We start from the raw sequence: 12,414 nt of genomic DNA on the forward strand, positions 1-12,414 counted from the left end.
AGGATGTTAATATGATTACCTTGAAAAATATTGAGGGATCTGAAACTTACGTATTACGTCAAAAAATTTTACGCCCCAATCAAACATTAGCAGATTGTAAATACCCTTCCGATTATGAAACAGACACCTTCCACTTAGGCGCATTTATAAACGATGAACTAATTAGTATCGCTTCCTTCTCAAAAGAAATATATCCCGACTTACCAACGGGTATTCATTATCGTCTACGAGGAATGGCAACATTACCTGCATTTCGAAACAACCGTGCTGGAAGCTCCTTAATTCAGAAGGCGGAACAAATCTTGCAAGAACGCCAAGCAAATATATTATGGTGTAATGGCCGAATTACTGTAGCTGACTATTACAAACACTTAGGCTTTCAGGAATATGGTGAAATCTTTGAAATTGAACCGATTGGCCTTCATAAAGTACTATATAAAAGAATATGAGAAAAGCTTTCCTCAATATGGGAAAGCCTTTCTTATATTTCAATCTTCTCTTCTTATTTTTTCATATATATGTATATAAACAAACTTGGAACTAAAAAACAAGCAAACATAATAAGTCCTGTCATACTAATTTCCTTTATCGAAATATCTGGTGTTACAACGATACAAATAGCTAAAATCCCAATAATAATACCCACCGGAATGAATAATAGCTTCATAAAATAACGACGCGACACTCCGCCCGTATGCTCATACACTTCCACTGAATTTTTCAGATTTAAAAAGTTAATAATTATTATCCCGCCCATAAATACCATTAATAAATCCGAAACACTTTCATATCCTGCCCCTTGCAAGACATAGCGGTAAAAGACGATAGCTAGTATGACGATATTTTGTAAGATGAAAGCTAATCTAATATGTTTTAACCCTTCAATCATTAAACGTTCATCTTTCACGATTTTCATCCTACCACTCCTTTTCCTCCCAAAACAAATCATTCAACGTTTTATCTACTGCATAACAAATTTTTAAACATAAATCTAAAGATGGATTGTATTTCCCCTTCTCAATTAAACTAATCGTTTGCCTTGTAACGCCTACTTTTTCTGCTAATTGTTGCTGTGTTAAATCTAATTGAACACGCGCGACTTTTATTTTACTTACAGCCATTCATGTTCCTGCTACTAAAAATATAGACAAATGTATATTCTTAGAGTATTCCTGCTTCTACGTGCCCTGCCTCGCTAATCACTTGCTACTACAGTTTGCTGTGACACTTCACAGGCGTAAATTCCGATGTAGCCCACCGTACATATATACAATCTATTTACGTTAGTATTGTATATTTTTTTGCTTGTAAAAGGTTGATTGACGCATTTAAATCTCTATTCTATTACATTGCCACATTCACATGTATATACTCGGTCAGACAGCTTTAAATCCGACTTTTTTTGACCGCAACATGAACACATTTTAGAAGATGGATAGAATCTGTCCACTTGCCGTAGTTCAATTCCATATTCCCTACATTTCGTTAATAACCATGTTTTAAAAGCATAAAAACATTGTTGCGCTACAGCTTTAGATAGATGTTTGTTCTTCATCATACCTTTCACATTCAAATCTTCTACTACAATAAACGTTGGCTTGGTTTTCACCACATCATTTACAATAGACTTTACATACGCTAATCGAATATTTGCTAGCCTAGCATGTAGTTGTTGCACCCTAAGAATATTTTTGTTTATATTCGCTCTTTTATTAGTAACAGGTTGTTCACCTCTCTTTCTTATATTTTCAAATTTGCGTGATAAAGAGCGTTGTTCACGTTTTAACCGTTTTTCTATCTTTTTTACTTGTACTGTTTTATTTATATTTTTGTGAGTTTTTCCATCGCTACGTACAGCGAAGTCTTTAATTCCCAAATCAATTCCTAGACCTACTGTATTGAGAGTTGCATTTGGTTTTACCTCTTTCACTTCACAGAGTATAGACACATAGTATCTTCCTGCTCTTTGATATACTGTACCACTTTTTACAGTTGTATTTTTTGAAATATATCCATACTCTTTTAACCTTATCCAACCAATTGTAGGGACTTTTACTCTATGTCTTTCTACTGTCCAATCTGTTTTGTTGTTTTTCGGAAAGTAGCACTTCACATCTTGCTTCTTCTTTTTTTTATATCGTGGAAACTTAGATAAACCTTTAAAAAACCGCTTAAAAGCTTTATCTCCATTCATAATCGCTTGTTTTACCGCTTTGCTCGACACTTCTTTAATCCACTGGTCACACTCTTTTGTATGAATGTTGTTTAACCATTTGGAAAAGTCATAACCACTAAGAAATTTCCCCTCCGACTCATATACCTCTTTATTTTTAGAGATATACAGGTTATATACATATCGACACACCCCAATAGTTTGACGGATTTTACTAATTTGTTCAGTTGTCGGTTTGATTTCTATTAAATATGCTCTTTTTATAAGTCTTCATCCTCCGACATTTTCTTTTTGTATTTTCTCAACCCATATATTCTACAGCTAAATACATGAATGATAGATATTAAATCCTGAACAAGTTCTTCTTGAATACCCATATATTTCTTATACTGTTCTTCTGTATAATATCTTCTTCCTTTTGGGTTTCGATAAGCAGGTAAAACAACTTGATTGTCCCACCTTTGCAATGTCTTAACAGAGACATTAAGCATTTCTGAAAATTCTTTCGGTTTATATTGTTTCATAATTACTTTTCACTATATATGCCTACTTTTGTCTATGTTTTTGTTTACTGTTTCTTTCTCCTCCACCCTTATTATAATATATATTCCAATAAGTAATTTATATTTTACATTACTAATTTAAGTTTCACTTTATTATACACAAAAAAGGAGCCCCTCATAAGAAGCCCCCTCTCCTATATTATAAGAATAAATGACATCCAAATAAAATTGTAAATAAGTATAGTAACGGATGCACTTCCATCCCTTTCCCTTTCACAATTTTCAAGACTGGATACACTAAAAATCCAATTGCAATTCCATTCGCAATACTAGATGTTAACGGAATACCTATAAAAATTAAAAATGCTGGTAACGCATCTTCAAATTCATTCCAATTAATATCTCGAATGCTTTGTGCCATTAAACTACCTACTATAATTAATGAAGGAGCTGTAATAGCGGCTACACTTGATAAAGAAGCAATAACAGGACTAAAAAATGCCGTTATAATTGTTAGACCAACAACTACAATCCCTGTTAATCCAGTTTTACCACCTGCAGCAATACCTGCTGACGATTCAATCGTCGCTGCTGTTGGGCTTGTTCCAAAGATAGAACCTGTAGTCCCGCCAATTGCATCTGCAATAAACGCTTTACCAAAACGCTTCTCTGTATTGTCTGTAATTAAACCTGCTTGTTTAATTAAACCAAGTAATGCACCTGTTGTATCGAATAAAAGTACAAGTAAAAATGAAAATACAACGCCGTATAATCCGTATTCAATTACATCTGAAAAGGCATTGATTGGGTTTGAAACGATGATACCCTCTGGTAAATGAGGCATCGCCACAATTTTATCAGCAAACTTCAATTGCCCTGTAAAGAAGGCAATAATTCCTGTCACAATCATACTAATAAATAATGCACCGCTCACACGCAATGTCATTAATACCGCCGCTAATATTAAACCAATTAAAGTTAAAATAACAGCTGGAGAATGAAAATCACCAATCGTAACTAAATTAGACGGATGATCCACGATAATTCCAGAAAGGCGCAATCCAATAAAAGCAATAAATAGTCCAATTCCACCTGCAATTGCATGCTTTAAACTATCAGGAATTGCTAAAATTAACTTTTGCCTAAACGAAGTAAAAGATAATAAAAGAAAAATAATCCCCGTTACAAATACAGCTGAAAAGGCAACTACATATGTAATCCCTTCTGTCTTCTGTACAACAGAATAAGCAAAATATGCATTCATTCCCATAGCTGGAGCAATAACAATCGGGTAATTCGCGAAAATCGCCATACCTACTGTTCCAACAACGGTTGCAATAATTGTTGCTGTAAACGCTTGGTCAAATGGTACACCTGCATCAGATAATATTTTTGGATTGATGACAAGAATATACGCAAATGTAAAAAAAGTTGTGATGCCAGCTAAAAACTCTTGCTTCACAGAAGTATTATATTTTTGTAATTGAAACATGCTTATGTACCCTTCCTACACCTGAATTATTATCACACATTCTTTTTCTTACTAGTATGTGAGAAAATATAATACTTAATCTTAACAATCAATAAAAAGAAGAGTCAATATATTCCCTAATAGTTAGAATTTTAAGTTTAAGTCTGACAAGTACAGATGTAGTACAGTTCATTATGATTATTTTTGTAGCATAACAGATAGAAATGTTTTATAATTTGAAATAGTTAAATATTTAGTAAACGCATTCAAATATCGTTCACTCTACAAGGGGGATTCTTCTTATGCAGCACACAAACAAATCTGGAACTTTAAATCGTGGTTTAAAAGAACGACATATTACTTTAATGTCACTGGGCTCAGCTATTGGCGTTGGGCTATTTTTAGGATCCGCTTCCGCCATTAAACTAGCAGGTCCTTCTATTTTGCTAGGCTATATGATTGCCGGTCTCGTTATTTTTTTCATTATGCGAGCGCTTGGGGAAATGGCAATTGAACAACCTGTTGCTGGTTCTTTTAGTAAATATGCATATGATTATATTGGACCACTCGCTGGTTATATTACTGGTTGGAATTACTGGTTCTTATGGGTTGTTACTTGTATGGCTGAAATTACAGCAGCTGGTATTTACATGCAGTACTGGTTCCCAGATATCCCGCGCTGGACTTGGGCATTACTTGCTCTATTATTAATGAGCGCTTTTAACTTCTTATCGGTAAAAGTATTTGGAGAACTTGAGTTTTGGTTTGCTCTCATTAAAATTGTCACAATTATCTGTATGATAGTAGTCGGAGCTGGTATTATTTTATTCGGATTCGGAAACGGTGGTATCGCTACTGGTATTTCAAATCTTTGGTCACATGGTGGCTGGTTCCCAAATGGATTTTCTGGGTTACTACTCTCCATGCAGATGGTACTATTCGCTTATTTAGGCGTTGAATTAATCGGTGTTACAGCTGGTGAGGCTCAAAATCCGAAGAAAACACTCGCAAAGGCAATCGATAACGTATTTTGGAGAATTCTACTCTTTTACGTTGGGGCATTATTCGTTATGATGGCAATTTATCCATGGAACGAACTTGGTGAGAAAGGCAGTCCATTCGTATTAACATTCCAACAAATTGGTATCGCAAAAGCAGCAGGTATTATTAACTTTGTCGTATTAACAGCAGCTCTTTCTTCTTGTAACGGTGGTTTATTTAGTACAGGCCGTATGCTATATACATTAGCTCAGCAGAAAAAAGCTCCTGAAAGATTTGGTCGTTTAAATAAAAATGGCATTCCAAGCCAAGGAATTGTAGCAACTGCTATCGTTTTACTAATTGGTGTTATATTAAACTATCTCGTACCTGCAAAGGTATTTACATGGCTTACTAGCATTTCAACTTTCGGTGCAATTTGGACTTGGGGAATTATATTAGTCGCTCAAATTAAATTCCGTAAAAGCTTGCCTACTCAAAATAAACAAAAGTTATCGTATAAAATGCCTTTATACCCATTAAGCTCATATTTCTCACTCGTTTTCCTTGTATTAGTATTAGGTATAATGGCGTATTCAGAAGATACACGAATTGCATTGATTGTCGGCCCAATTTGGCTTATCGGCTTAGCAATCGTATATTACATGAAAGGGTTTCATAAGATTGATGAAACACCTAACTCAAAAATTAGTTAAGCAAAACATCCCTTCCTTATTACTTGGAAGGGATGTTTTTATATCTATATAAATATTTCTCAACAAATTTCACGGTATTTTTACAATTTTTTAATATTTTTTATGTTTTCCGTCTTTATTTTTACAGAAAAATAAATTACATTATTAAAGCACATATATTTATTATTAGGGGGATTCTTCTATGAAGAATAAAAAATGGATTACATTTTCTTTAGCAACAGCAATTACACTAAGTATAGGGACCTCGTTCATACCGTCTACTTATGCCGAAAGCTCTGTAGACCCAGCTCCTGAAATTGCTGCAAAAGTTGTAAATCAAAACAATGGGAAGAAAGTATTATTCGATAATACACACGGTCAAACTGCTGGGACAGCTGACTGGGTTATTGACGGCGGCTTTTCTGACTTCGGAAACGGCATTGCAAAAAACGGATATCACGTAAAGGAACTTCGTAAATCAACACCTATTACGTACGAAGACTTAAAAGATTACAATGTATTTATCGTTCCAGAAGCTAATATTCCTTACAAAAAATCTGAGCAGGACGCTATGTTACAATATGTAAAAAATGGTGGTAGTATCTTCTTTATTGCTGATCATTACAATGCAGATCGTAATAAAAATCGCTGGGACTCTTCTGAAGTATTTAATGGATATAGACGCGGTGCTTGGGATAATCCAGCAAAAGGAATGTCTAATGAAGAAGCTAATTCACAAGCTATGCAAGGAGTAGAAAGCTCTGATTGGCTCTCTGACAACTTCGGTATTCGCTTCCGCTACAATGCACTTGGTGATGTTTCAGCGAAAACAATTGTATCGCCTGAACAATCTTTCGGAATTACAAAAGGTGTTTCGTCTGTAGCAATGCATGCTGGTTCTACTCTAGCAATTACAAACCCAAAACTAGCAAAAGGACTTGTTTACCTTCCAGAAAATCCATCAAAATGGAATAACGCTGTTGATAGTGGCGTTTATAATGGCGGTGGTATTGCAGAAGGCCCATATGCTGCTATCGCAAAAGTAGGACTTGGAAAAGCTGCCTTTATTGGTGACTCTTCTCCTGTTGAAGATGCTACGCCAAAATACGTTCGTGAAGATTCTGGCCAAACAAAGAAAACTTACGATGGTTATAAAGAAGAAAACGATGCGATTTTATTAGAAAACATCGTAAATTGGTTATCAAATAAAGAGACATTTACAAGTTTAGATCAAGTAAATGGTTTACAACTTGATTCACCTACAGCTCTACAAACATTTGAACAGCCAAGCTTATCAACAGAACCACAACCTGAACCTTGGAGTGCACCAAATGCAGGTTATCAATGGTTTAATACAAATACTTTTAAACCAGGTTCATACGGTTATAACGGTGCGGTAACAACAAGCGACTACGTCGTTACACACCCTAGCATTCTACCAAACAATGAAATTTTCCAAATGAAGATTCAAGTAAATAACTTACTACCTAATACAACGTATAACAACTATTCTTTAGGTATCTTCACTACTGGTGGAACACAAGTGGCTAAAGTACAAAATGCAAACGGCACTTGGCCATCTACTTTCGGATATAGTAGTGCATTTTCTTTCACAACAAACAGCTTAGGCTCTGCTGAGAAAGTTGTAAATGTACAGATTGATTCAAATACAACTGGACAAGCAACGCTTCGTCTACGCCAAAATACAACAACGAAATATAATGAAACTGTAACGATTAATAAGAAATAATAAAAAAGGCAATCCATACATGGATTGCCTTCTTCTCACTTCTCTTCCTTCGAGAAAAACATTCTTGAAATAACGATACCTATACTACCGACGATTAGGAATAACACTGCCCTAATCATCATCGATACCTCTGGTAAGTCAAGTAAGAATAACTTCCCTACTGTTACGACTAAAACGACTAAACCAGCATATAATATTTCATTCATATTTCTATTTCTTCCAAACCAAACCGCAAATAATGCATATACCATCCATAATAACGATACTGATACACTAATTACGCTTCCATCTGCAGATAAAACTTCACCGATTCTCGTAATTGTAATAAATACAATTATCATAAACCAATAGAGCACTATAGAATACATATATTTGCCGAAGCTCGCTAATACTTCTTTCGCTTCTCTCATGCAATAATAGAACGTTCCTATTAAAATAAGATGAGCAACAAAGCCTGCCGAAATAAATTGATCAAACGGGCTAAAAATAGTCTGTATCATTCCAATTGCGTAAACCGTCGCACTAACATACAATTTTATCTGTTGTTTTACTTTAATAGAAGTGACCATGCCGAGGAAACCTTGTAACAATAGTACAATCGCTGCATTCACTAAACTATACTCATATAAAATTGCTAAACTAAATGCTCCCATTGCGAAACCAAATAAGAGATTTGTAAATGTAGAATGTCTATTTTTCCTATATTCACATACGAACATAGCGGCATGCACGAGTGCACTAATAATTAATCCCCATGTTGTAAAATCAGGTATTTTTGAAATAGCTAGTATAAAGAACACTGCATTCGCACTAAATATCGCCAAACGTGGTTCTAGTATAAAACTTCTCTCCGTAAACATATGCCAAAATAATAGTAAATGAATCAAACCATATACAATCGTTAACTGTATTTGCAAGTTCTCTACTAACATTGACATAACAGCAAAGAAAACGAAAAGGACAATGGCAGCAACAGCGTAAGAAATCATATATAAGTATTTATAACGATTTTTCAACGCATACCATAATAAACTAAGTGTTAATACTGTCTCATATCCAAAGAAAATATAAGGATTAGGAGTCGTACTATTTAACAAGAATGGTACGAAGAACGCACCGACCGCTACGAAAATAGTGAGATATTCCGATTGATATCTTTTCGCTAAATAAATCCCTAAAATAACCCATGCAATATTACAGAGAAACGCGACACTTGCCGGAATAAATCCATATAAATAATGTGCTGCAAACGTCGTTAGAACAATCCCGGTAATACTTCCTCCAGCTAATACTAATCCTAACGCTTGCCGCTCTCTTTTAATTTGAATATCTCCTATATAATACAACCCGATAGATAATGCGATACCAAACACAATTCGTATCGCTGGTGTTAATAAACCAGCATCTACCCCTGCTTTAAATAACCAGATCACTCCAAGCAACATAATACCGACAAATACACGCGGTAACCACGTCTGACAAAACTTAATAATATTAAATGGCTCTGGTTTAAAAGCCGATATATCTACTTGTTTTAACTCAGGTTCTTGCAAAGGCTCTTTTATCTTAACTATTTCTTCTTTTGGCTTTTCCTCCATTACCGTTTCAATATATTCTTTCTTGTTCTTACTAACATGTTGCTGAGCGTTTTCTACTTCTATTTCCCTCTGCTTTACTTTTAATTCAGCAAGTGCTTCTTGAATTGTTTCAATTGCCGTTTCGAGTGCTTCTATTTTCTTATCCAAATCCTTCTTCATACGCTCCCCCCTTATTCGTAACTCTCATTGAACCTATATATTACCAATTATCTTTATCATACTCTTAGTCTATTCATTTTCAATAGTATTTTTCCAAAAAAAGAAAGGTGTCTTCCCAAAATAGGAAAACACCTTTTTACTCATTTATTCTTATTTAGAAAAATGCTAACGATAAAACCAAGACACATGCCTACAATAGCTGGAACAATCCACCCAACACCTTCTGTATAAAACGGGATGTATTTTAATGCTGACGTCCACTGATTCATCATTACATTTTTATTTAAAATGTCAATTGCACTAAATATCGCTACAACCAAAACAGTTACTGCATATACGTATGCATACTTTCCAATATACTGATGGAATAACCCTAGAATAATAAGCGTTAACGCAATTGGATAAATAAATCCAAGAATTGGTACTGATACTTTTAAAATTTGCGTTAACCCTAAATTAGCTAAAATCATACTAACAACGCTTACTATAAATGCCCACAATTTATAAGATACTTTCGGAAATGCACTCGCAAAAAATTGACTACAAGACGTAACAAGTCCAATTGAAACACATAAACACGCGATAGTAAAAATAAGACCTAATAAAACGACTCCGCCCTGTCCAAATAATGTAATCATAACTTGTGCTAACACTTTCGCACCGTTATCAAATGTTCCTAATGAGCCACTAATTGCCCCCACATATCCAAGGATGACATAAATAATAGATAATAATAGTCCTGCCCCAATTCCAGCAATACTCATATATTTCGCTAAACCTTTATCATCTTCAATACCCTTTGCACGTAATGCATTTGCAATAACAATTCCAAAGATTAAAGCAGCTAACGCATCCATTGTTAAATATCCATCTAAAAACCCTTGAAACATAGGAGCTTGGCCATAGTTCCCTATTGGTTCTTTCATATCTCCTACTGTTGTAAACATACTCTTTATAAAAATGAGTGCAATCATACATAATAATAACGGCGTCAAGACTTTTCCAAACAACCCCATTAATTTAGATGGGGATAAACTTAACCAGTAAACAATACTAAAGAAAATAACTGTGTAAAACAATAATAATCCGTTTCCTGCTTCAGGGAATAACTGACCTGGCCCCATTTCAAAAGCTAAACTTCCCGCACGGGGTATACCAAGCCCAGGTCCAATAAATACATACACGATACATGGAAAAATAATTGCAAATGAAGAATGAACCCTACCCGCTAACGTTTGAAAACTTCCTGCTTTTGCAATAGAGATAACACCTAATATAGGAAGACCTGTTGCTGATATAATAAACCCTACTAATGAAATCCAAACATGTTCTCCTGCTTCATACCCAAGGAAAGGTGGAAATATCAGATTCCCTGCTCCAAAGAACATAGAGAATAACATAAGGCTAATAAGTAAAATTTCTTTTTTCTGTAACAATTTCATTTCTTTCTCCTTCTTTAATTTCATCTTTTATGAAATCAATTTCACATATAAAAAAGTACAATAACCCGCTTCCTTACAAAGAAAACATAGTCCATAGTCTATCACAAAAGAAACACCCATTCTATAGCTATTCCTCTTTTCCAATTTCTTCTGAAAAATCAACCTTTATTGACTTATAATAGTTAATAAAGTAAAATATTAAATGTACAAAATTATTAACTTTGTTTTTGTTTGTGTCAGGAGGAAAATAACATGGAATCAGCGATACAACTAGAAAGAGAACAACAAAGAAAAAAGAAACATCCTCCAGGTTTATACTTACTCTTCTTTACAGAAATGTGGGAAAGATTTAGTTACTATGGATTACGAGGATTATTAACATTATATTTAACGACAGCTTTAGTAAGCGGTGGTCTTGGGTTTAGTCCCGCATGGGCACTCTCTATTTACGGATTTTATACTGGAGCCTGTTATTTCACACCAATGATTGGTGGATACTTAACAGACCGTTTTCTAGGTAGACGAAAAGCAATCACAATTGGTGGTATAACAATGGCAATCGGTAACCTTACACTATTTGCCTTGCAAAACCAATTAGGCCTATACCTCGGATTAGCGCTTATTATTATCGGTAACGGATTCTTCAAACCGAACATCTCTACACTGGTTGGAGAATTATACGAAGAGAACGATCCAAAACGTGATAGTGCATTTACCATTTTCTATATGGGTATTAACGTCGGTTCATTTTTAGCTCCACTCGTTTGCGGATTTTTATCAGAAAATTTATTCAAAACAACAGTTGATGGCGTTGTACATTACGGATTCCGTTACGGTTTCTTAGCCGCTTCAATCGGAATGATCATTGGACAAATTTTATTTACAACACTATCAAATCGCTTCCTTGGTAATATCGGTAAAAAACCAACTCGCGATTTACAAACAGCTGCTGGACAACCATCAGTAGGAGATACACCATTAACAAAAAAAGAAAAACAACGTACCGCAGTTATCGTCATTTTAACATGCTTCGTTGTCTTCTTCTGGGCTGGCTTTGAACAAGCTGGTAGCTCATTAACATTATATACAAACAAATTTGTAGACCGCTCTGTGTTCGGATGGGAAGTTCCAACATCTTGGTTCCAATCGGTCAATCCATTATTTATTATTTTACTTGCTCCAGTCATTTCTGCATTATGGGCAAAACTTGCAACTCGCAAGCAGGGTGATTTAAAAATCCCAACTAAAATGGGACTTGGTATGATTTTGCTCGGTATTGGTTATATCATTCTCGTTATCGCTACATTAAAAACAGGTAGTGATGAACATAACATTACAGAAAAAGCAAACTTACTGTTTATCGTCTTTACGTATCTTTTCCATACGTTAGGTGAGCTATTCTTATCACCTGTCGGACTATCAATGGTTAGTGCGCTTGCTCCGGTAAAATTAGCATCTTTACTAATGGGTGTATGGCTAGCAAGTTCAGGTATCGCCAACATTTTAGGCGGACAACTTGCAAGCTTCACAACTTCACTTGGATACGCTGAAGTATTCACAGTTATTGGCGCTGTGGCAATTGTACTAGGTTGTGTTTTATTATTAATTTCTAAGAAATTAGTGAAATGGATGGATTAAAAAAGAT

General features: G+C 34.9%; 9 protein-coding genes and 3 pseudogenes. 4 read left to right on the forward strand and 8 right to left on the reverse strand.

Going from position 1 to position 12,414, the window contains the following annotated elements:
• The first annotated feature begins 11 nt into the window (after positions 1-11).
• Positions 12-449, forward strand: coding sequence for a GNAT family N-acetyltransferase (locus ACTFR3_RS21865; RefSeq protein ID WP_000631362.1), 438 nt, complete (start codon positions 12-14; stop codon positions 447-449).
• Between the two features lie 53 nt (positions 450-502).
• On the opposite strand, the gene ACTFR3_RS21870 is transcribed toward ACTFR3_RS21865, so the two are convergent.
• The 6 genes and pseudogenes from ACTFR3_RS21870 to ACTFR3_RS21895 all read right to left on the reverse strand — a co-directional run bounded on the left by ACTFR3_RS21870 (position 503) and on the right by ACTFR3_RS21895 (position 4,168).
• Positions 503-916 carry a hypothetical protein gene (locus ACTFR3_RS21870; protein ID WP_000706628.1) on the reverse strand — a complete coding sequence of 138 codons (414 nt, stop codon included), beginning with the start codon at positions 914-916 and terminating at the stop codon, positions 503-505.
• A gap of 1 nt (position 917) precedes the next feature.
• On the reverse strand, positions 918-1,121 hold the full coding sequence (locus ACTFR3_RS21875) for a helix-turn-helix transcriptional regulator (protein ID WP_000301183.1): 204 nt from the start codon (positions 1,119-1,121) through the stop codon (positions 918-920).
• A 157-nt stretch (positions 1,122-1,278) separates the two neighbouring features.
• A pseudogene (locus ACTFR3_RS21880) lies at positions 1,279-2,437 on the reverse strand (RNA-guided endonuclease InsQ/TnpB family protein).
• Positions 2,434-2,541: pseudogene (locus tag ACTFR3_RS21885) on the reverse strand (IS607 family transposase); the annotation flags it as partial. The pseudogenes ACTFR3_RS21885 and ACTFR3_RS21880, both read right to left, overlap by 4 nt.
• 27 nt (positions 2,542-2,568) lie before the next feature.
• A pseudogene (locus ACTFR3_RS21890) lies at positions 2,569-2,697 on the reverse strand (MerR family transcriptional regulator); the annotation flags it as partial.
• Between the two features lie 178 nt (positions 2,698-2,875).
• Complete coding sequence (locus tag ACTFR3_RS21895) at positions 2,876-4,168, reverse strand: NCS2 family permease (protein ID WP_071740699.1); 1,293 nt, start codon at positions 4,166-4,168, stop codon at positions 2,876-2,878.
• 281 nt (positions 4,169-4,449) lie between these two features.
• Between ACTFR3_RS21895 and ACTFR3_RS21900 the strand changes: the two genes are divergently transcribed.
• The gene (locus tag ACTFR3_RS21900; RefSeq protein ID WP_001164897.1) at positions 4,450-5,841 is read left to right on the forward strand and encodes an amino acid permease; all 1,392 of its coding nucleotides are present in this window, start codon (positions 4,450-4,452) and stop codon (positions 5,839-5,841) included.
• A 181-nt stretch (positions 5,842-6,022) separates the two neighbouring features.
• Complete coding sequence (locus ACTFR3_RS21905) at positions 6,023-7,570, forward strand: DNA-binding protein (protein ID WP_000791509.1); 1,548 nt, start codon at positions 6,023-6,025, stop codon at positions 7,568-7,570.
• A gap of 35 nt (positions 7,571-7,605) precedes the next feature.
• Here ACTFR3_RS21905 and ACTFR3_RS21910 read toward each other — a convergent pair whose 3' ends face one another.
• Complete coding sequence (locus tag ACTFR3_RS21910) at positions 7,606-9,327, reverse strand: DUF2339 domain-containing protein (RefSeq protein WP_000710919.1); 1,722 nt, start codon at positions 9,325-9,327, stop codon at positions 7,606-7,608.
• A 140-nt stretch (positions 9,328-9,467) separates the two neighbouring features.
• Positions 9,468-10,769: a branched-chain amino acid transport system II carrier protein BrnQ1 gene (brnQ1, locus tag ACTFR3_RS21915; protein WP_000771689.1), complete on the reverse strand. Its 1,302-nt coding sequence runs from the start codon at positions 10,767-10,769 to the stop codon at positions 9,468-9,470.
• Positions 10,770-11,021: 252 nt separating this feature from the next.
• Here brnQ1 and ACTFR3_RS21920 point away from each other — a divergent pair, with 252 nt between their 5' ends.
• Positions 11,022-12,407 carry a peptide MFS transporter gene (locus ACTFR3_RS21920; protein WP_000443143.1) on the forward strand — a complete coding sequence of 462 codons (1,386 nt, stop codon included), beginning with the start codon at positions 11,022-11,024 and terminating at the stop codon, positions 12,405-12,407.
• Positions 12,408-12,414 lie beyond the last annotated feature (7 nt).

It is taken from the genome of Bacillus cereus group sp. MYBK14-1, assembly GCF_051916885.1.
In the GTDB taxonomy this organism is placed as follows: domain Bacteria; phylum Bacillota; class Bacilli; order Bacillales; family Bacillaceae_G; genus Bacillus_A; species Bacillus_A cereus.

What these genes read in the sequence shown, in the direction of transcription:
- ACTFR3_RS21865 (WP_000631362.1), top strand. Translation starts at nt 12, where the DNA reads ATGATTACCTTGAAAAATATTGAGGGATCTGAAACTTACGTATTACGT.
- ACTFR3_RS21870 (WP_000706628.1), bottom strand. Translation starts at nt 916, where the DNA reads ATGAAAATCGTGAAAGATGAACGTTTAATGATTGAAGGGTTAAAACAT.
- ACTFR3_RS21875 (WP_000301183.1), bottom strand. Translation starts at nt 1,121, where the DNA reads ATGGCTGTAAGTAAAATAAAAGTCGCGCGTGTTCAATTAGATTTAACA.
- ACTFR3_RS21895 (WP_071740699.1), bottom strand. Translation starts at nt 4,168, where the DNA reads ATGTTTCAATTACAAAAATATAATACTTCTGTGAAGCAAGAGTTTTTA.
- ACTFR3_RS21900 (WP_001164897.1), top strand. Translation starts at nt 4,450, where the DNA reads ATGCAGCACACAAACAAATCTGGAACTTTAAATCGTGGTTTAAAAGAA.
- ACTFR3_RS21905 (WP_000791509.1), top strand. Translation starts at nt 6,023, where the DNA reads ATGAAGAATAAAAAATGGATTACATTTTCTTTAGCAACAGCAATTACA.
- ACTFR3_RS21910 (WP_000710919.1), bottom strand. Translation starts at nt 9,327, where the DNA reads ATGAAGAAGGATTTGGATAAGAAAATAGAAGCACTCGAAACGGCAATT.
- brnQ1 (WP_000771689.1), bottom strand. Translation starts at nt 10,769, where the DNA reads ATGAAATTGTTACAGAAAAAAGAAATTTTACTTATTAGCCTTATGTTA.
- ACTFR3_RS21920 (WP_000443143.1), top strand. Translation starts at nt 11,022, where the DNA reads ATGGAATCAGCGATACAACTAGAAAGAGAACAACAAAGAAAAAAGAAA.